The organism is Cupriavidus pampae (genome assembly GCF_914271485.1).
GTDB lineage: Bacteria > Pseudomonadota > Gammaproteobacteria > Burkholderiales > Burkholderiaceae > Cupriavidus > Cupriavidus pampae.
The window spans coordinates 213617-232757 of the sequence record NZ_CAJZAG010000010.1; the positions used below are offsets into that span (position 1 = coordinate 213617).

At 64.0% G+C, this 19141-nt stretch carries 17 protein-coding genes; 14 read left to right on the forward strand and 3 right to left on the reverse strand.

Annotated elements, in window-relative coordinates; translation table 11 throughout:
* Nucleotides 1-495 precede the first annotated feature (495 nt).
* Nucleotides 496-1587, forward strand: a complete 1092-nt coding sequence (locus tag LDO41_RS24985; RefSeq protein WP_223993192.1) for a replication protein RepA — start codon at nucleotides 496-498, stop codon at nucleotides 1585-1587.
* Nucleotides 1588-1747: 160 nt separating this feature from the next.
* Here LDO41_RS24985 and LDO41_RS24990 read toward each other — a convergent pair whose 3' ends face one another.
* Nucleotides 1748-1951, reverse strand: a complete 204-nt coding sequence (locus LDO41_RS24990; RefSeq protein ID WP_223993194.1) for a cold-shock protein — start codon at nucleotides 1949-1951, stop codon at nucleotides 1748-1750.
* A gap of 474 nt (nucleotides 1952-2425) precedes the next feature.
* Between LDO41_RS24990 and LDO41_RS24995 the strand changes: the two genes are divergently transcribed.
* Together LDO41_RS24995 and LDO41_RS25000 are read left to right on the forward strand one after the other, a co-directional pair.
* The gene (locus LDO41_RS24995; RefSeq protein ID WP_223993195.1) at nucleotides 2426-3082 is read left to right on the forward strand and encodes an AAA family ATPase; all 657 of its coding nucleotides are present in this window, start codon (nucleotides 2426-2428) and stop codon (nucleotides 3080-3082) included.
* A gap of 6 nt (nucleotides 3083-3088) precedes the next feature.
* A complete protein-coding gene (locus tag LDO41_RS25000; protein WP_223993196.1) occupies nucleotides 3089-4105 on the forward strand; it encodes a ParB/RepB/Spo0J family partition protein in 1017 nt (338 codons plus the stop codon).
* Here LDO41_RS25000 and LDO41_RS25005 read toward each other — a convergent pair.
* Nucleotides 4064-5650 (reverse strand): site-specific integrase, encoded by a 1587-nt coding sequence (locus tag LDO41_RS25005; RefSeq protein WP_223993197.1) that lies wholly within the window; start codon nucleotides 5648-5650, stop codon nucleotides 4064-4066. The two genes, LDO41_RS25000 and LDO41_RS25005, sit on opposite strands and share 42 nt — an antisense overlap.
* A gap of 621 nt (nucleotides 5651-6271) precedes the next feature.
* On the opposite strand from LDO41_RS25005, the gene LDO41_RS25010 reads away from it, so the two are divergent.
* The 11 genes from LDO41_RS25010 to LDO41_RS25060 all read left to right on the forward strand — a co-directional run bounded on the left by LDO41_RS25010 (nucleotide 6272) and on the right by LDO41_RS25060 (nucleotide 17837).
* Nucleotides 6272-7156 (forward strand): response regulator transcription factor, encoded by an 885-nt coding sequence (locus LDO41_RS25010; RefSeq protein ID WP_223993198.1) that lies wholly within the window; start codon nucleotides 6272-6274, stop codon nucleotides 7154-7156.
* Nucleotides 7157-7344: 188 nt separating this feature from the next.
* On the forward strand, nucleotides 7345-7854 hold the full coding sequence (locus LDO41_RS25015; RefSeq protein ID WP_223993202.1) for a DNA-binding response regulator: 510 nt from the start codon (nucleotides 7345-7347) through the stop codon (nucleotides 7852-7854).
* Nucleotides 7855-7945: 91 nt separating this feature from the next.
* Entirely contained in the window at nucleotides 7946-8221 is a 276-nt protein-coding gene (locus tag LDO41_RS25020; RefSeq protein WP_223993204.1) for a hypothetical protein, read from the forward strand.
* Nucleotides 8222-8486: 265 nt separating this feature from the next.
* Nucleotides 8487-9176 (forward strand): phosphatase PAP2 family protein, encoded by a 690-nt coding sequence (locus LDO41_RS25025; RefSeq protein WP_223993206.1) that lies wholly within the window; start codon nucleotides 8487-8489, stop codon nucleotides 9174-9176.
* 111 nt (nucleotides 9177-9287) lie between these two features.
* Nucleotides 9288-10691 (forward strand): undecaprenyl-phosphate glucose phosphotransferase, encoded by a 1404-nt coding sequence (locus LDO41_RS25030; protein WP_223993207.1) that lies wholly within the window; start codon nucleotides 9288-9290, stop codon nucleotides 10689-10691.
* A 69-nt stretch (nucleotides 10692-10760) separates the two neighbouring features.
* Nucleotides 10761-11012 (forward strand): acyl carrier protein, encoded by a 252-nt coding sequence (locus LDO41_RS25035; protein WP_223993209.1) that lies wholly within the window; start codon nucleotides 10761-10763, stop codon nucleotides 11010-11012.
* A gap of 14 nt (nucleotides 11013-11026) precedes the next feature.
* Nucleotides 11027-12214, forward strand: coding sequence for an acyl-CoA dehydrogenase family protein (locus LDO41_RS25040; RefSeq protein WP_377743189.1), 1188 nt, complete (start codon nucleotides 11027-11029; stop codon nucleotides 12212-12214).
* Between the two features lie 11 nt (nucleotides 12215-12225).
* A complete protein-coding gene (locus LDO41_RS25045) occupies nucleotides 12226-13185 on the forward strand; it encodes an amino acid--[acyl-carrier-protein] ligase (protein ID WP_223993213.1) in 960 nt (319 codons plus the stop codon).
* Complete coding sequence (locus LDO41_RS25050; RefSeq protein WP_223993215.1) at nucleotides 13186-14169, forward strand: DUF1839 family protein; 984 nt, start codon at nucleotides 13186-13188, stop codon at nucleotides 14167-14169.
* Nucleotides 14166-16703: a glycoside hydrolase family 2 protein gene (locus LDO41_RS25055; RefSeq protein ID WP_223993217.1), complete on the forward strand. Its 2538-nt coding sequence runs from the start codon at nucleotides 14166-14168 to the stop codon at nucleotides 16701-16703. The genes LDO41_RS25050 and LDO41_RS25055 overlap by 4 nt, the downstream gene beginning before the upstream one ends.
* 405 nt (nucleotides 16704-17108) lie before the next feature.
* Nucleotides 17109-17837, forward strand: coding sequence for a Crp/Fnr family transcriptional regulator (locus LDO41_RS25060; protein WP_223993219.1), 729 nt, complete (start codon nucleotides 17109-17111; stop codon nucleotides 17835-17837).
* A 60-nt stretch (nucleotides 17838-17897) separates the two neighbouring features.
* On the opposite strand, the gene LDO41_RS25065 is transcribed toward LDO41_RS25060, so the two are convergent.
* Nucleotides 17898-18923: a DUF1839 family protein gene (locus LDO41_RS25065; protein WP_223993221.1), complete on the reverse strand. Its 1026-nt coding sequence runs from the start codon at nucleotides 18921-18923 to the stop codon at nucleotides 17898-17900.
* Nucleotides 18924-19141: the final 218 nt, after the last annotated feature.

Below are 19141 nucleotides of genomic sequence, written 5' to 3' on the forward strand. Positions count from 1 at the left end.
TGCGATGCTCTGGAGCACCAGCACAGTGACACGTGGCGCGCATCGCGCAGAATCGGGTACGCTTTGGCGCGAAAATCTGTGGAAAAGCCTGTGGAATCACAGAGTTATCCCCGCTGAATCAGGTTCGCCCTATGCGCTGAAACGGGTTCGGTTTGCCGCAGATTCGGGTTCGGGGCTACGCAGAAACGAGTACGGAAGCACGCAGAATCGGGTACGCAGAGGGCAATATTCGGCTTTGAAATCAAGCACGTATACGTCGCGTATACGGTTTACAAGTAGTTAACCCGTATCGGTATCGTTTACTTGTAGCTGATGTGCAGCCAACCGTGGACAACCCTTCGGGATTGCCCACCGTGTGCCTGCCATCCAGCAACGATTGAGAGCCCTCTGGGCCCAACACAACGGGCCTGCGGGAAAATCCTTTGCGTACCTGTTTCTGCGTGACAAGAAGAATTGCTTCGCGTACAAAGGCGGGTAACTTGAAGCACGTCCCTTATGGCCACCAAACGCTCCCTCGCCTCTGAGGATCGCTCCGTCCTGGATCTGGAACGCGAGCCGTCCAGAATCATCGTTCCCGGCCACGAGAACCCCCTGGTCCCGTCCGAGAAATTCCAGCGTCTGTTCGACGAGGCGCAGGCTATGGAACGCGAGGACGCATGGCAAAGCGGGGAAGTGGGCTTTCTGAGTCGTGCCAGCGTGCAGGTAACACTGCCGTACCGCGCGCCCAAGGGCGCGCCGCCAGTCTGGACGCGTACTAGCGGCAATATCTCGCTGATGATTCAGCCCGGCTACTTCACGCAGCAGCGGTCGGAACGCGCATCCAACGGCCGCCAGAAGCTCGTGTCCGAAACGGTATCGCTTGGCTATCCTTATGGCTCCTATCCGCGCCTGATGCTGGCGTGGATCGGCAAGGAGATCATGGCCAAGAAGAAGCGCGGCGAGTTTACCGGCACGGTGGATGACCGGCGTATTTCGCTCGGCAATTCGCTATCCGAGTTCATGTACAACCTCGGCATTCCGATGGCGACCGGCGGCAAGCGCGGCACGATGACGCTCGTGCGGCAGCAGATGATCCGCCTGTTCTCCGCCACGATTGCGATCGTGCAGAACAAGTCCACGCCGAGCCAGAACCAGAATCCGAATCACGAGCCGCTGGCCATCGATCGGGTGGGCTATTTGCTTGCGGATCAATTGTCCACGTGGTGGGATCCCATGCAACCAGGGCAGGGCTCGATGTTCGAGAGCTTCGTGGTGCTGTCGGAGCCGTTCTTCAACGAACTCGTCAATCGTCCCGTGCCGGTCGATATGCGTGCGCTCAAGGCGCTCAAGCAGTCACCGTTCGCGCTCGACGTGTATTCGTGGCTGACCTATCGCTTCTTTACGATTCAGCGCCGCACGGAAATTCCGTGGGAAGCGCTGCAGTCGCAGTTCGGTACCGAGACGGAAAGCGAGCGCAAGTTCCGCGCACTGTTCCGCAAGGCTCTAAAGGACGTGCTGGTGGTTTATCCCGGCGCAAAGGTCGATGCCGATTCGTCGAAGTCGCTGATCCTGCAGCCTTCGCGTACCAGCGTGCGGAAGCTCGCTTAAGCCGGGTCGGGACACGAGTAAGGGCAAGGGGCGACCGGACAACCAACCGGAGAACCTGACGGACAGCTGAACGCAAAAAGGGCAAGCATTGCGCTTGCCCTTTTTGCTGCCACGACGCTGACCGCTCGCCGCGGCGATAGGCGTATATCTGAAGTCGAGCTCAGGCCGCCTTGATGCCCGAAGCCTGCAGACCCTTAGGACCTTGCTTGACTTCAAACGTCACACGTTGACCGTCCTTCAGAGTCTTGAAGCCCGAACCCTGGATTTCGGAGAAGTGCGCGAACAGATCGGCGCCGCCGTCGTCCGGGGTGATGAAGCCAAAGCCTTTGGTCTCGTTGAACCACTTGACCGTACCGGTTGCCATAGGAATATCCTTTCGAAGCAAGTTCTTGTACACAACGCAAACAACCGTTCAAGCACGTTGAGGTCTCGTTGATACCGAACGGAAGTCGACGAGGTTTGACACGATGACTTGACTCGACTGTAGCGCGCATCATAACCAGTTTGTTCTGCTGTGTCATGTGCGGGGTAATGCGCACTGCCTTTACTTTAGGCGGATTGCATGTCTCTTTTCAAGCAGAAGAATCCCCAAGATTCCACACGCTTTGCGTTACATCATGATTTATTGCCGAATGGCACGTGCGTCCACCCCACGTAATGGGGAGGGAATGTGCGTTGCCAAATTTAATATTTAAATAATTGAAATGCGGTTGAATACCCAGTCCAATTTGGCTAAAGTTGCGTCTGGCAGCGGTAGCGTCAAACGCGCTTTCAGCGCTGAAAGTATCTGAAAGTACCTCCAGGTACCTCGCTGAAAAAACTGAAAAGAGAGGCCGAAGTGGCAGCAAAAATCATCACCGTCTTCAACCAGAAGGGCGGTTGCGGCAAGACCACGGTCAGCATGCATCTGGCTGGAACGCTGGGTTTGCGCGGCGCGCGCTCGATGCTCGTCGATATGGACGAACAGGGGACGGCGACGCGATGGGCTGCCCAGGCGACCGATGAGCGGCCCTTCCCGGCTTCGGTGATCGGTCTTGCCCCGTCGGGCGGGGCGATGCACCGCGAAGTTCGCAAATTTATCCACGATTACGATTACATCCTCGTCGACTGTCCGCCAGCCGTGCATTCGGCAGCGCCGTCGAGCGCATTGCTGATTTCCGACCTCGCGATCATTCCAGTCGTGCCATCGCCGCCAGACCTATGGGCCGCGGTGGCGGCGAAGACGCTGGCGCGCCACGCCCAGGTCCAGAACGAAACGCTGCAGATTCGCGTGATGGCGAACATGGTGCAACGCCGGGTCTCGATTGCCAGGCAGGCGATCGAAATTCTTGGTGACGATGACGACGTGCCGCTGCTGAATGCGATGGTCGGCTCTCGCTCCGCGTTTCGCGAGTGCCAGGCGATCGGCTGCACCGTGCACGGCGTGCCGGGCGCGCGCGAGGCCGTACAGGAGGTCGACATGATGGTCGACGAGATCCTGTCCCTGATTGAGTAAGAAAGTATGGCCACAAAATTGAAGAGTCTGAAGGCCGGCATGCTCGCCGGGATGGCTGCGGAGAAGACCCGCAGCGACACGATCGATCGGTTTGCCCGCGCAGAGGCGGCGATCTCCCGACATCCACATGGCTTGTTGCAGGGGCGTCCGCCCGGCGAGGCGGTGGCAGGTTTCAGCGCTGAAAGTGCGGAAACCGTGGAAAGCGGCCGGCAGCTGATTCGCATCGCGCTCTCCAACCTGCACGACAATCCGCTCAATGCGCGCCGGATCTACGATCCCGCCGTGGTGCAGGAGCGGGCCGCCTCGATCGCGACTCACGGACAAAAGACCCCGGGCCTGGCGGCGCCGGATCCCGCGCGTCCCGGACACTACATCCTGATCGACGGGCATTACCGCAAGCGCGCCCTCGCGTCCGCGGGCAAGCTCGACATGGAATGCTTCATCGAGAGCGACCTCGGCGATCTCGATTTCTATCGGCTCTCGTTCCTGATGAACGAGCAGCGCTCGGACCAGTCGGCCCTCGACAATGCCATCGCCTGGCGGCAGCTCCTGGACGAGGGCAAGGTCCAGAAGGAAGAGGAAATCTGCGAGCTGACGGGCATGTCGGCGGGTACCGTCAACAAGACTCTGGCGTTGCTGAAGTTGCCGGAGTCTGTACTTGGCGCGATGCGCGAGCGTCCCAGCGCGATTGGGATCGCGGCGGGCTACGAGCTGACGCTGTTCTTCAAGCTCGCTGGCGAGGATCGCACGCGCGACCTCGTGAGCCGGATTTTGGTCGACGGCCTGTCGAGTCGCGAAGTGGAGGCGATCCGAAAGCAGGCGCAAGAGGGCAAGTCGCGCAAGGTCAAGGAAATCAGCCGGCAATACAAGATCCGTACCGACGCGGGGCAACTGCTCGGCACGATCAAAGAGTGGGACTCTGGGCGCGTCATGCTCGACGTGCAGCTCGCGGATCGCAACGCACGCGAAGATCTCGTCGAGTTACTGAAGACGCGATTCGGGCTCGATAAAACGCTTATCTGATTTGAAGCGTTCGCTGCCTATCCGGAGCATCTTGGGAGTGAATGGCTGAGCTTCCATGCCCACCTCCCGCGCATAGTCTCTCCATGCGGCGCGCAGCAGTTGGTCCAGGCCGCTCGGCGAGTACCCGTTGAGCGCGCCTGCGGCGTGTCGCGCGGCAGCACGATCGGTCGGCGGCAGCCGGAGCGGTGCGAGCAACGGCGCCTCCGGTACTGCTACGGGGTCGAGCCCGCGCGCTGTCCAGTGCACCGTCAAAGCGTGAGTCATTGGCGCCCACATGGCGGAGCTATCCGAACGCAAAGGCTCGGTACATCGCAACGCCGCAGCTTCGCCAATCGTCATGCCTCGGCGTACCAGATGCGCGGCGATCAGTGCCACGTGCCGACGGTCGTTGGCATCGGGTGCGTCGTCAGGCCGCCCGAGCCACTCCAGAAATGATTCGATTTGCGCGGCGGTGAGCGCCGGTTCGCGTGCGGCACGCGGGGCCACATCAGCGGACGGCAGGGCGGACGGCAGGGCGGACGGCAGGGCCGACGCCACCCGCCCCGCATCATGAGCCGCGCGCAGTAGCGCACGGATCACCCGCAGCGCGGCCGCTTGGGACGACGCGCTGAGCGGCCCCTCGAAAGGGCGCCAGTGCATCGCATCGCGCGGCGCGGAGGGGCCGCACCAGAATGGCTCGGGCTGCGGAGCCTGCAGGAAGGTCGCATACCGCGAGAGCACTTCCGCGTCGCATGCCGACAATGTCAGCCCCTCTTGTGCCAGCCATAACAGCAGGCGTTCGGCTTCGCGACGATAGCTCTTTAGCGTGTGTGACTGCAGAGTCGGCCGTGCGAGCCACTCGCGTACCCAATGCACATCGTCGTTAAGTGCTTTATAAGTATCTTCTACGGTGACTTGCATGTACTCCAGCGGTACCGGATACGGCATGCCCGCCGTGAGTGGCATCGCGCTCAGCGGCTGCCTCCCTGGCGCGGCAAGCGGCGGCGTTACATACGGACGAACCCAGCCGCCGGGGCGCGCGCTGTCGAACGTGCCCTGCTGAATCAGCCAGCGCGTAATGGTGTCCGCCGACTTGGGACCCAACCGCGGCACAGCGCGCCACCAGCTGCTGCCGCGACGATTGGCCAGCGCGGTGAGGTCCGAAATCCTCAGCAAACCGGCGGCGATGAGCCGGCGCGCGAGGCTTGGGCCGAACCACAAACCAACCTCGTGACTCTGTTGCGGCCGGCCTTGCCCCAGTTGCTCAAGCGAGGACAGCGCATCGACACGCCGCGTCATGCCCACGTCGGAGCGGGCCCGCAGCGCCTCGAACATGTCCGCGATGTCCGTCCGGTCGTGCTGCAGTGCAAACTGAACCAGACGATCGCGCAGTGCCAGAATGCGTGCGATGGCCTGACTTTCGGTCAGTGCGTCGTCATCGTCGGGGTCCAGCAGGTAGCGGTTGGCGATATCGACCGGCCGCATGCCCTGTGCGTAAGCCCGGACCACCGCAAACTCGGTCCGCGTCAGTTTGGTGGCCGCGAGTGTGTCCCGATCGTCGCTCATGCCTCGTTCTCTCCGCTCCCTGCTGTAGCGCCTAAGTCACTGATCTATAAACGATATCGCAAATCGTCAAACCGAGCCGGGCGCTTTTGCATCACAAAAGATAATGTAAATTATTTTTGTGCGAAGACCAATACTTTCTGGACCAAAAAGGGAATCGCTACGCGGTCAAGCGGCATGACAACCGACAACTGCCACGCAAACAACGGTTTGCCAAACCTTGACCCCACTGAAGGAGGAGGAAATCAAGGAAAACGGCGCCGCAAGTGGTGCTGCGTACCCATATGCGCTGAAATCGTTGTCATACGTTTAAGGAGATACCCGTTGCGATGCAGCACGCGCTTGCAATTGAAGTGGACGATACCTATGCTGAAGCCAGAATTAGATAAATTTTGAATCAGACTTCAGAAGTATCTAACGCGTCGAATATGACGCAAACGGGGCGGTCGGGCATCCTCGAGGGAGGATCCGGGCAGCGAGAGCCAGGACGGGACTCGCTGCGGGAACCAGGAGGTGTTGCCAGACCGTATGGGAATGCAGCCACGATATAAGCGGAGCATTTCCAATCAGCGCGTACACGGCCTGTCGCAACCGGGGTCGCGCCAATAAGAAGAGAGAGCGGCCATGGCCACCATCCTCTTGCTTGAGCCTCATCCGCTGTTGCGCCTTGGGCTTCGTCATCTGCTTGCGCAGGCGCATATGCCCGGCGATTTGATCGACGTGGATCCGGCCGTACTCGCGGATCCCGATCCGTGGACCAGCCACGCGGACCTGTTGATCTATGGTCTGCCTACCGACGCCGTTGCCGGCTGGGACACGTTGGCGACCTACTGTCGACAGCTGTCGCCGCAGCGCGTACTCGTACTCTCTGAACAGGTGCCTCCGGTACTGCCGGACACCGGGCTGCCCGAAGCGGTGCGTGGACTACTGTCCAAGTCGTGCAGCGCGGACGCGCTTGAAGCGGCGATCCGGCTCGTCCTGGCGGGCGGGGAATGCTTTCCGTCGCAGGTGCAGGCGACGCGTTGGGGCGATCTGCAACTCGGCCAGCAGAATACTGTTGCCGCGTCGTCGCGTCAGATGGCGGCCGTGGAAGCTCGTCATGCCGCCGCGCCGATCGTCGTGCCGCTGCATGGTGTGAACCATGGCGTGGCCACTCATCTGGAATCTAAAGCGGAATCCATGATGATGCCGGGCCGGCCCGGCTCGGCCGCGCCGGAAACCCCGGCCGCCGGTGCGCACCTGCTCAATATCACCGAACGCCAATACGAAGTGCTGACGTTGCTGGCGCGCGGCTATCCGATCAAGACCGTTAGTCGCCTGCTGAATATCTCGGTGGCCACCGCGAAGACTCACGCGTGCACGTTGTATCAGCGACTGCATGTGCGCAACAAGGGCGAAGCCGTCTACGTGGCGCTGCAGCGTGGCGCGACGCTGAACTGGGCCGGCCCGACCCCGCAGGCCCCGCGGCCCGGTGTCATGGAGGGCCGGGAGGCGTGTGAGGCGGCCTGATGCCGCGACACCGTTTGCCGATTCATCGCCTTTAGCTGTCTACATCATCCGGCGCCGCCGCCTCATCCATATGCATGAGGCGGCGGCGCTCTTGCGTTGCTAGTTTCTGAAGGGTGGCAACGCACGATCAACGAAGCACGCGAAACACACCACACCACGCCAAGCTATTCCCACTCGCGAAACGCTCGATGACGACCTACCTGATCGCCAGCAACGAGATGATGTGCCGTATCCTTGCGCGCCGCATGGAAGGGCTGGACCTGCCTCTGCCCGTGTTGTGGCGTACGCCGGACTGGCTTGCCGATGACACGGAGGTGGACGCGGCAGGCGCCGACCGGCCCGTCGATATCGCACTGATCGATTGCAGCGGCGTGGACGACGATCCGCGCGCGTTGCTCGATCGCGTGCGCGCGCGGCTCGCGCCGCGTCGCTGGCTGGTCCTGTCGGATGCGCTCGATAGCGAGTTGATGTTCCATGCCGCGCGCCTCGGCGCCAGCGGCTGCCTGGCGGTGCCCGCACCGGTGGAGCTGGTCTGCGCGGCGGCGTCGCTCGCATGGGCCGGTGGGCAATGTTTTCCACGCACGGCGCTGACACTGCTGCGCGAGCACAACCGTCCGGTTGATCCCTCCCCTGTATTCCACTCATCCATCGGCAGCGTACATGCCGCGCGTCCAGACGGTTCTACTGCGATGGGATGAAGGCGCGGGCCGCGAAGAAGGCCTATGCTGAATTCGCCCGACGACAGAAGCTGGTGACACAGGCCAGCCGCGGCGGGAAGCAGGGGGTCGTATGGAACGCGGTTTGGATATCCTGGTCGTCCACGGCTTTGCCGTGCGCGAGGGCCGGGGAAAATGGGCATGTTGCTACGAGATCCGGCTCGCCATCAACAATGGCGAGCCGTTGTTGTTGTATCGGGGCGAACTGCATGGGCGCTGTTTTCCCAGCGAGGCCGCGGCGGTCGTAGCGGCCCATGAGATCGGCGAGCGTGAGGCAAGCCGCCACCTGGAGAGCGCCCGCGCGATGATCGTCGCAGGACCTCGTCCTGGCGCGCGGGATACGTCGTGATCCTGCCCGTGGCGCTCGTGGCGCGCGTGGCATTCCGTGCCGCGTTCCACCCCTGCGGCGCATGAATGCGTGCGCACCAAAAAAGAAGCCCGCCGACCGGGGGACCATGCGGGCTTTGAAATGTCCGTCCATGAAGATGAACGAACATTACCTTGAGCATATCGAATCCACGCGTGGTGCTCCATCAACCAGAAGACGCATGCGAGTCAGGCATCTCATCCCCGAGCTCCATCGCATCTACGCAGGGCGATAACATGAATCCGACATGATCTGGCACATGAACTGGCAACTGGTTTCCTTTCTTGGCGAGTCCGCGTTCCTTATTCCGTGCGCGGTGTTTCTCTACGGCTGGCTGCGCTGGCGTGGCGCCACCGACGTCGCATCCCACTGGTTGTTCGCGTTCTCGGCCACGGCGCTTCTGGTGCTGATCTCGAAGCTCGCGTTCATGGGCTGGGGCATCGGGAGCGCGCGCATGAACTTCACCGGGTTTTCGGGCCACGCCATGATGGCGGCGTCGATCCTGCCGGTGCTTCTGTACCTGACGTCGCCCACCAGCCGCCCCAATGTGGGGGTGCTGGCGGCGCTCGCGGGCGTGCTGGCCGCGCTGGCGGTGGGCGTGTCGCGGTTGATGCTGGGCGCGCATTCGATGTCAGAGGTGGCAAGCGGCCTCGCGCTCGGCTTCTGCGTCAGCATGCCGTTCATCATGCGACGCGGCGTGCCCCGCGGCGCGATGACGATGGTGCTGGTGTCGGCGGCGCTCGCCACCGTCATGATCCTTCCGGTCGGCCGCATGGCAGGGGTGACCCACGTGTGGGTGCAGCAGCTCGCCACATTCCTGTCCGGACGCGACCGTCCCTATGAACGAGGCGAGTGGTCCTCTCTGCTGCCATGCCGCGCCTGTACGACTGGTACCTCGGCGCATGCCACGTTCGCCATGCCACATCGCTCCGAATAAGATCGTCCGCGCTCCCCGCACGAGAACGTGTGTGCGCCCGCTAACAGACGCTCCAGAGCGCGTGGGCAACCATGACCGTGATAGAAATCCCGCAAGGGTTTGGGAGCGGTCATGGCATCGAACTGGAATGTTGCCGCCGAGCGGCGCACAACCCTTCACTACCTCTACCGACTGTGCGACGCGCTGCTGATCGCGGCGTCCGGCGTCGTCATGGGAGAGCTGCATTTTCCCGGCGGCCTCCCGGAGGCCAATCCGATTCACGGCTTCCTGACCATGCTGTGCGCGCTTGGCGCGCTGGTGATATTCCCCGCGTTCGGCCTCTATGACTCGTGGCGCGGCCGCAGCCAGGCCGTGCTCGCGTTGCGCACCGGTGCCGCATGGGCCACGGTGTTTCTGACTGGCCTGATGGGCGCGTTCCTGATGCATCAGATTGGGCACGTGTCGCGGATCTGGTCGATGGGCTGGTTCCTGACCTCGGCCTCCGCGCTGCTGTTAGGACGCCTGATCATGTTCCGCATGCTTGCCAACGTGCGCGAGCAGGGCATCAACGCCAAGCGTGTGCTGATCTTCGGCTATGGCCCGCTTGGCCGCGAGATGTACCTGCGCGTCCAGCAATTCCGCGCCGCCGGCTATCGCGTGGTGGGTATCTACGACGAAGCGTCGCAAACGGTTCCCAATGGCGTGGCGTCGTTGCGCACGATGGATGACGTCAGCCAGTTCGTGCGCAGCGAGGGCGTGCGGGAGATCTGGCTGACGCTGCCGATGGCCGCCTGCCACGACTTGTCCGATGTGGTGCGCCAGTTTCGCAATGACCTGATCGATATCCGCTGGGTACCCGACGTGGCGTCGGTGGAACTGCTGGGCCACCGCTTCAGCGACTTCATGGGGCTGCCCGTGATCGATCTGAACTCGCCACCGGTGTCGGGCATTACGGGCTTACTCAAGGCCAGCTTCGACCGCGTCTTTGCCTTTGCCGCGATTGTCGGACTCTCACCGATCATGCTGGTAATCGCTGCGATGGTGAAGCTGTCGTCCCCGGGACCCGTGTTGTTCCGTCAGCTGCGCCTGGGCATCGACGGCAGGCAGTTTCATGTCTACAAGTTCCGCACCATGAAGCTGCATCAGGATACCGGCGTGACGCAGGCGTGCCGCGGCGATGCGCGCGTGACGCGCGTGGGCGCGTTCCTGCGGCGCACCAGCCTCGACGAACTGCCGCAGTTCTTCAACGTACTGCGTGGCGAGATGTCGGTGGTCGGTCCGCGTCCGCATGCGATGGAGCACAACGAGCTCTACCGCGAGCTGATCGATCGCTACATGCTGCGTCATCGCGTGAAGCCCGGCATTACCGGATGGGCGCAGATCAATGGTCTGCGCGGCCAGACCGACACGGTAGAGAAGATGCGCCGGCGCATCGAGTTCGACATCTATTACATCCAGCACTGGTCGTTCCAGCTCGACCTTCGCATCATCCTTCGCACCGCGCTGCATGGCTGGGCCGGTGCCGCCGCTTACTGAGACACGCGCGGCGGCACGATGCCGCCGCCACCGACGCCGCAGCGCGCAGACCATCAGCAGGGGAACTCAATGAAGGCAACGATCCGCAAAATTCTTGGCGATGTCGCACGGCTCGACGTGCCGCCGGCCTCGCTGGCCGATAGCGACGACCTCTACGCGGCGGGTCTCTCGTCGCTCGCTACGGTTCATGTGATGCTCGCCCTCGAGAACGCGTTCGAGATCGAGATTCCCGACCGCATGCTGACACGCCAGCTGTTCCGCAGCATCGACTCGCTGGCCGGCGCGGTATCGACGATTCGCCAGCAGCAGGAGGCGGCGTGAGGTCCGTTGCCCGTATCGCGTTAGCGCACGCGAACCCGGGCGATGTCAGCGCTGCCGAAGACTCCCTGCTTGCGGCGGCGCACGCCGCGGCGGCCGTGGCGGCAGAGCATGCGGATGCGGTGGACCGCGAGGCCCGCTTTCCCGAGGAAGCTTTTGCGGCCTTGCGCGAGCAGAGGCTGCTGGGCGCCATGGTGCCCGTGGCGCTCGGCGGTGCCGGCGCGTCGCTGGCCATGGTCACGACGATCTGCCGCATCCTCGGCGAAGCCTGCGCGGCGACCGGCATGATCTACGCGATGCACCAGATTCAGGTGGCCTGCGTGGTCGAGCATGGTGGCGGCAGCGCCTGGCACGACGGACTGCTGACGCGCGTGGCCGACGACCAGCTGTTGCTGGCTTCGGCGACGTCGGAGGAAGCCATCGGCGGGGCGCTACGGACCAGTGGTTGCGCGGTCAGCGCCGATGGCGGCCGTTTCCATTTGCTGAAGATGGCGCCGACGATCTCCTACGGCGCCCATGCGGACGGCATTCTGGTGACCGCGCGTCGCCATGCCGATGCCGCCCCGTCGGACCAGGTGCTGGTGTGCGTGATGAAAAGCGATTACACGCTGCAGAGCCTCAATACGTGGGACACGCTCGGCATGCGCGGCACCTGCAGCAACGGCTTCCGGCTGGAAGCCACCGGCGACGTCGCGCAGATCATGCCGGTGTCATTCCACGAGATTGCCGACGGCACCATGACGCCGGTCTCGCACATCGTGTGGGGCGCACTGTGGCTCGGCGTGGCCAGCGATGCCGTATCGCGGGCCAAGACGTTCTTCCAGGGCCAGGCGCGCGCGCATCCGGGTTCGCTGCCCCCGTCGGGCGCGCGCGTGGCCGAAGCGGTCGGCATGCTGCAGTTGATGGAAGCGCGGCTCGATATGGCGCTGGCACATCAACAGGCGCGGCATCGCGCCGATGGTGGGTCCGTGTCGGCAGCGTTTGCGCTGGCGGCCGAGATGAATGGACTCAAGACCTCGTTATCCACGCTCGCGTTGCAGGCCGTCCAGCAGGCCATGATGGTCTGCGGCATGGCGGGCTACAAGCATGGCACGCCGTTCAGCCTGGGCCGTCACCTGCGCGACCTGTGGTCGGCCCCGTTGATGATCAACAACGATCGCATCCAGGCCAATACGGCCAACCTGCTGCTGGCGGATCGTTCCTGACGGAGACAGAGATGGATGTACAAGCACTGACAGACGCGGTGCCGGTCGGTGGCGCGGGCGACGCGCCGCAGACCACCTTCCTCGACCGACTGCTGGAGGCGGGCCTGCTGATCGAGTCCGGCGTGCCGGGCCTGTACGGCCGCAGCGCGGTGTTCGAAGCCATCGCCGACGGTCTGAACGCGGCGGTCACGCGGCTCGGCGCGGACCAGCACGCGGAATTGCTGCGCTTCCCGCCGGCCATGGGTCAGCAGGACTTCGAGACCAGCGAGTACCTCAAGAGCTTTCCGCAACTGGCCGGCACTGTGCATAGTTTCTGCGGCGACGACCGCGGTCACCATCGGTTGCTGGCGCGGCTCGAGGACAGGGAGGACTGGACCGACCAACAGGCGCCGACGGGTGTCGTGCTGACGCCGGCCGCGTGCTATCCGGTCTATCCGGTGGTGGCCAGGCGCGGACCGCTGCCCGTCGACGGCAAGGTGGTGGACGTGTTGTCGTACTGCTATCGCCATGAGCCATCGCTGGAGCCCACCCGCATGCAGCTGTTCCGCATGCGCGAGTACGTCTGCCTTGGCACGCCGGAGCAGATCGTCGCGTTTCGCGAGCGCTGGATGGAGCGCGGCCTGGCGTTCGGCCGCGCGCTGCAGCTGCCGGTGGAACTCGATGTGGCCAACGATCCGTTCTTCGGCCGCGGCGGCAAGATCGTGGCGGACAGCCAGCGCGAGCAGAAGCTCAAGTTCGAACTGCTGATCCCTGTCAACGACGGTGCGGGGCCCACCGCGTGCATGAGCTTCAACTACCACATGGACCACTTCGGCGCGCTCTGGCACATCGGCCTCAGCGATGGCGGCGTGGCGCATACCGGCTGCGTGGGCTTTGGCATCGAACGTCTGGCGCTGGCGCTGCTGCGCCACCATGGGCTCGATCCTTCCCGCTGGCCGCAACCGGTACGGGAAACGCTCGGAGGCGTTTGAATGCACGGCGACGGCAAGCTTCGCATACGCGGTGGGGCGCGCGCACTGCACGGGGGCAACCCCGTGTGGTCGCACGTCAATCGCCATATCGACCTGTGGGTCGAGCTATTGCACGGATGGAACTTCGAGCCCATCGCGGCCTTGCCATTCACTGTCACGCTCGACTTCGAAGGCGACCAGTTCACGCCGTCGAATATTCCGTCGGCCGACCTCGAGCGTCTATACGGCATCGTGCAGGACGAGCTGTCGACCTATGGATCGCTCGAGGCACACGTCGCCGCGCAGACCAGCCGCGGCAACGCGGTGCTGCTCGAAGTCGACAATTATCAGTTGCCGCCGCCGCCCGGGATCTATCGCCGCCAGCATGCGCGCTCGTGCATTGCAATCGATGTGCTCGTGCCCGAGGCCACCGCCGTGGGCTACTACCACAATGACGGCTACCACACGGCCAGCGGCGATGACTACGTATCGATCTTCCGCATGCCCGGCAACGAGACCGTATGGGGTGTGCCGACATTCCCGCACGCCGAGGTGGTGCGACGGCGCTTTGCCGCGCAGAACTCGGACGAACTGGTACGCGTTTCGCTCGACCTGCTGCGTGGTCATCTGGGCCGGCGCCCGAGCGCGAATCCGATCGAGGCGTTCCGCGCCGCGTTTCCCGCGCACCTCGAACAGTTGATGTCGTGCGGCGAGCCCAACTTTCAGATCTATGCCGCGAGCGTGTTGCGCCAGCTCGGCGCGAGTTTCGAATTGCTCGGCCGCTATCTGCGCTGGCTCGTCATGAATGGCCAGACGCTGCCCGATACGGTGGCCGAAGCGTGCTACACGATGGCGTCGGAGGCGATGGTCATGCAGTTCCGCCTGATGCGCGCCGTGATCAGCCACAAGCCGGACAGCTGCGAGGACTGCCTCGAGCAGCTCGAACTGGCCTATCGAGGCACCGTGCCGGCGCTGGCCTCGTACTTCGGGGAGACTGTCTCATGACTGCGCGCGACCCTCTGCTTGCCCTGTTGCCCCAGTTGCAGCCCGGCGTGTCGGTCGGGCCCGCGCGGCTCGAAGGCGACTGGACCTTCCTCGAGACGTTTGCCAATGCGGCGGCCCATCCCGATGAATTGTCCGAGAGTGGGCACTGGCTGCCGGCGCAGGTGCCGGGCACCGTCGCCGGCGCCCTGCGCGCCGCGCACCGCTGGGACGAGACGGCGCCGCCACCGCTGCATCGGCATGACTACTGGTATCGGCTCCAGTTCTCCGGCCATGGCCGCCGCCTGCTGCGCTTCAACGGGCTGGCGACGATCGCCGAGGTCTGGCTCAATGGTGTGAAGGTGTTGACCACGCACCATATGTTCGCCGCGCATCAGGTCGAGGTGGAACTGGCCGGCGCCGACAACAAACTGCTGATCTGCTTTCGCGCGCTGCATCCGTGGCTGCGTGGCCAGCGCGGTCCGGTGCGGTGGAAGCCGCGCATGATCGTGCCGCCCACGCTGCGTACGGTACGTACCACGTTGCTCGGCCATATGCCGGGCTGGTGTCCGCCCGTGCACGCGGTGGGACCGTGGCGCGATATCGAACTGCTCGATCCGGTTGGCACCGAGCCCACGCAAGGCGTGCGCGCGGAACTGTCGAGCCGCCTCGATGGGGAAGATGGCATCGTCGAGGTGCGCCTGCATATCGCGGGCCTGACGCCCGAGCACGGCGCCATTGCCATTACCGGGCCCGACCATGCCATCTGGCATGGCGAGCTGCGCCGGGTGGCGCCCAATCTGCTGGCCGGCGAATTGCGTGTGCCCGCGGTGCAGCGCTGGTGGCCGCATACCCACGGCGCACCGGCACTGTACGGCGTCGAGGCGAGTCTCGGTGGCGATGTGCTGGTCTGCGGGCAGGTGGGTTTTCGCACCATTGCAGCGGACCGCGAAGGTGGCGCGTTCACGCTGCGCGTCAATGGCCAACGTGTGTTCTGCCGCGGCGCATGCGTGTCGAGCCATGATCTGCCGGGTCTTGCCGATACCGACGAGGCGGTCGCGCGCTGGCTGCGGCTGGCACGCGACGCCGGGGCGAACATGGTGCGCGTGAGCGGCGTGACGTGCTATCCGGGCGAGGCGTTCTATCGCCATTGCGACGCGTTGGGTCTGATGGTCTGGCAGGACTTCATGTTCGCCAACTTCGACTACGGCAGCGCGGCCGACGCAAGCCCCGCGCTGATGGACGATGCCGCGCGCGAGGTGGCACAGTGGCTTGGCTCGACGCGCGCGCATGCCAGCCTCGCGGTGCTGTGCGGCGGCAGCGAAGCCGAGCAGCAGGCCGCGATGATGGGCGCCTCGCGCAATGACTGGCGCCAGCCGCTGTTCGATACGCTGATTCCCGCTCTGGTGGCCGAGCACCGCCCCGATCTGGTCTATGTGCGCAACTCCCCGAGCGATGGCGCGTGGCCATTCCAGCCCGATACCGGCGTGACGCATTACTACGGCGTGGGGGCCTACCAACGTCCGCTGTCGGATGCCCGTCTCGCCGGTGTGCGCTTTGCCTCCGAGTGCCTGGCGTTCGCTAACGTGCCGTGCACACGGACGCTAGCCGAGGCCGGTCTGACCCAGCCGCTGCACGATCCGCGCTGGAAAGCACGCGTGCCGCGCGATGCCGGTGCGGCGTGGGACTTCGAGGATATCCGCGACTACTACCTGCGCGCGCTCTACGACGTCGATCCGCCGCGCCTGCGCTACGAGCAGCCCGCGCGCTACCTCATGCTGTCGCGCGCGGTGGTGGCCGAACTGATGACCGAGGTGTTTGGTGAATGGCGTCGTGCGGGATCCTCCTGCGCGGGCGGATTGGTGTGGCAGTTGCAGGATCTATTGCCCGGACCCGGCTGGGGCATCGTCGATGCCCAGGCGCGGCCCAAGTCGGCCTGGCATGCATTGCGTCAGGTGTGGCAGCCGTTGCAGGTCATCCTGACGGATGAGGGGCTCAATGGGTTGCATATCCACCTGATCAACGAGGCCGACTCACCGAAACAGGTACGCCTGTCGCTGCGCTGCCTGCGCGACGGCGAGGCGATCGCGGCCCAGGCTTCGCTCGATGTCACGCTGGCACCGCGGGAGACGCGCCATCTGGCGGCCGCGGCGCTGCTCGATCATTTCTTCGATTTCACCTACGCGTATCGCTTCGGGCCGCCCGCGCACGACGTGGTGGTGGCCACGCTACGCGATGTTGCCGGCGCGCCAGTCAGCCAATCGGTCTACCTCCCCGATCGACGCGCGTCCGCTCTGCGCGATCCGGGTCTGCATGCCACCGTCACGCAAGAGGACGGAGAGTGGTGGCTCACAATCGGTACGCGGCGCTTTGCACGCTGGGTGCATGTGGATGATCACGCGATGGTGCCGGAGCAGGATTGGTTCCACCTCGGTCCCGGTGAGTCGCGTCGTGTCCGCCTGAAGCATGATGCCGCCTCGGCAGGCGGCGCACCCGTCATCCCTTCGGGCGAGATCAGTGCGCTGAACGCGCAAACGCCGGTGTTCTACCAAGGCTGATCTCAACCTTCTCCACCTCTCCCGCCAAGCCACGCCGGCATTGGCGGGACGACCCTCACACCGCTCTCCTGACACCCGCGCCCATCCTCCACGAGGATGTACCGGGCGCGCGCCGTCTCCGCCATTTATCTCCATACACCTACCAAAGCATGATCGTCCGACCTATCCGTCTGCCTACTGTCGGTTCTGTGCGGCATGACACTTAATACAGACACAGCAATAACAAATAAACCGAGCCAACAAATCGGGAAATTTGGGACAGGAAGCACGGGTGGCAGCCGCGAGGTTGCCGGGCATTTCGTCAGTCATCGAGACACGGTGGAGCGGCGGAATCGGGTCACACGTCTTGCAGGTCTTGCGGACGTGCCGATATCGCTTTTCCCAGGGTCAATGGGAGAAGGAAAAATGATCACGCATCGGTCGGACCTGCATGTCAATCATTTGCTTAACGCGCTGCCCCGCTACGAGTGGGAAGCCCTCTCGCGACACTTCGAACTGGTACGCCTGCGTGCCGGCGAACTGCTGACCGATTCGGGCCAGCGCATCGTGCACGTCTATTTCCCGACCACTTCGGTGGTGTCGCTGCTCTCGTTGCTCGAGGATGGCGCCACGGTGGAATTCTCCGCGGTGGGGAACGAAGGGCTGGTGGGCATTCCGGTGGTAACCGGCGGCGACACCATGCCAAGCCGCGTCGAGGTGCGCAGCCCCGGCTTTGCGTATCGCATTCCGGCACGTGTGCTGCGCGCAGAGCTGGCCCACTTGCCCACGCTGCAGCGCGTGACGCTGCTCTACGTGCAGGCCGTGCTTACGCAGATCGCTCAGACCGCTGCCTGCAACCGCCACCACTCGCTCAACAAGCAGTTGTGCCGCTGGCTGCTGCTGGCGATCGACCGCATGAGTTCCAATGAGCTGGTCATCACGCAGCAGGTGATTGCCAACATGCTGGGTGTGCGCCGCGAGGGTGTGACCGAGGCTGCCGGCAAGCTGGAAGACCTGGGCCTGATCCACCATAGCCGCGGGCATATCACCGTGCTGGACCGCTGCGGGCTCGAGCGCCATTCCTGCGAGTGCTACAAGCTGGTCAAGCGCGAGTACGACCGGCTGCTGCCAGCGCTGGCTGGCGTGCATGCGTGATGTGGCGTGGGGCGAAGGTGCCGCGGCTACGCGCTGCGACACTTCCGCCCGCGCGGCGCCTTACTCCCGTACGAGGTCGGCGCAACCGAACGATTGCAGCAGCCCCTGAGTGACATGCGTATAAGCGCTCTCGAGCGTGTCCAGGCATTCGCCGCACGCATCGGCACGTCCCCGCGCGACGGCGCGAGCCAGACGAAACTGCAGCACCTTGCATTCGGTGGCGATCGACGCCGCGTAGGTGAGGATCGATGCCGGCACGCGGTAGCCGTGTTCCCCGAGCCACGTCACGCCATGCGCGAGCATCTCGAAGTTGGCGCCGAGCTGGCGCGGCAGATTGAAGCCATAGTGGTGGAAGTAGGCATCGCCGCGCGCCAGAATCGCGCTCACGTGGTCGTCGAATACCTCGCGCCAGCGGGTGACCGGATTGACCTCGGGCAGCCGGCCAAGATGCCAGCGCATCTGTTCCGCCGCCGCATTGGAAAGCGCGCGCCCGGCCAGCGGTGGCCGCACGCGCTTGACGCATTCGACGTACGGAAACAGGAGCAGCGTGTTGTCGCGCAGCGCGGGCTCCAGTCGCAGCAGGCCGCGATAGTCCTCACCATCGACCGTATAGCGACCAAGATTGTGAAAGTAGGAGAGCCGCTGCGCGAGCGGATCGATGCGCTCGATGGCGATGGTGGTCTTCACATGGCTGCGGCGATAGGCGGTGGCGCGCGTGTCTGGCAGATAGAAGCTGTCGACCTCGACCAACACGGTGTGCCCACGCCCGACCTGCTCGGCGATATGCGCCTCGAGCGTGTCGTAGATCGCCATCTCCTGCACCACGGTGCCGTAGATCTGCTCGAGGTCGGCCGCCGGGTACTTGAAGAAGGTGAAGTGATCGCCTTCGAAATCCTGCATGACGGTGAATGCAAGCGCCGCACGTGGGTCGAGGCCCCAGCGATACAGCAGTTCGATCCACAGGTCCATATAGCAGTTGGTCTCCTGCCAGATGGCGTCATCGCCATGGAGGTTGCCGGGGCGTGGCGTGTTCTCTCGCGGGTCGATACCCGCGGGCTCCAGTACCGTGTCGATGGCTTGCTCCATTCTTGTCTCTCCGCAACGTTCGAGTCAGCGGCTGTCGTGTTGAGTGCATCGGATTGCAGCACCTGCGCGCGCGCGCATCTGTTCGCTGTCCAACGGATTGCACCGCACCGCGCGGCGGCAACGCGGGGCGTACGTGGCACAGGAGGGCGTGTGCGGAATCGAACAGTAGTCCGCCATGCACGTTCCTACACTGGGCTGCATCTCCCCCGCATTCGGGG

Excerpts from the sequence above, each read along its gene's own strand:
- LDO41_RS25060 (WP_223993219.1), top strand. The coding sequence starts at position 17,109 with ATGATCACGCATCGGTCGGACCTGCATGTCAATCATTTGCTTAACGCG.
- LDO41_RS25005 (WP_223993197.1), bottom strand. The coding sequence starts at position 5,650 with ATGAGCGACGATCGGGACACACTCGCGGCCACCAAACTGACGCGGACC.
- LDO41_RS25010 (WP_223993198.1), top strand. The coding sequence starts at position 6,272 with ATGGCCACCATCCTCTTGCTTGAGCCTCATCCGCTGTTGCGCCTTGGG.
- LDO41_RS25015 (WP_223993202.1), top strand. The coding sequence starts at position 7,345 with ATGACGACCTACCTGATCGCCAGCAACGAGATGATGTGCCGTATCCTT.
- LDO41_RS25025 (WP_223993206.1), top strand. The coding sequence starts at position 8,487 with ATGATCTGGCACATGAACTGGCAACTGGTTTCCTTTCTTGGCGAGTCC.
- LDO41_RS24985 (WP_223993192.1), top strand. The coding sequence starts at position 496 with ATGGCCACCAAACGCTCCCTCGCCTCTGAGGATCGCTCCGTCCTGGAT.
- LDO41_RS24990 (WP_223993194.1), bottom strand. The coding sequence starts at position 1,951 with ATGGCAACCGGTACGGTCAAGTGGTTCAACGAGACCAAAGGCTTTGGC.
- LDO41_RS25035 (WP_223993209.1), top strand. The coding sequence starts at position 10,761 with ATGAAGGCAACGATCCGCAAAATTCTTGGCGATGTCGCACGGCTCGAC.
- LDO41_RS25000 (WP_223993196.1), top strand. The coding sequence starts at position 3,089 with ATGGCCACAAAATTGAAGAGTCTGAAGGCCGGCATGCTCGCCGGGATG.
- LDO41_RS25065 (WP_223993221.1), bottom strand. The coding sequence starts at position 18,923 with ATGGAGCAAGCCATCGACACGGTACTGGAGCCCGCGGGTATCGACCCG.
- LDO41_RS25020 (WP_223993204.1), top strand. The coding sequence starts at position 7,946 with ATGGAACGCGGTTTGGATATCCTGGTCGTCCACGGCTTTGCCGTGCGC.
- LDO41_RS25050 (WP_223993215.1), top strand. The coding sequence starts at position 13,186 with ATGCACGGCGACGGCAAGCTTCGCATACGCGGTGGGGCGCGCGCACTG.
- LDO41_RS25030 (WP_223993207.1), top strand. The coding sequence starts at position 9,288 with ATGGCATCGAACTGGAATGTTGCCGCCGAGCGGCGCACAACCCTTCAC.
- LDO41_RS25055 (WP_223993217.1), top strand. The coding sequence starts at position 14,166 with ATGACTGCGCGCGACCCTCTGCTTGCCCTGTTGCCCCAGTTGCAGCCC.
- LDO41_RS25045 (WP_223993213.1), top strand. The coding sequence starts at position 12,226 with ATGGATGTACAAGCACTGACAGACGCGGTGCCGGTCGGTGGCGCGGGC.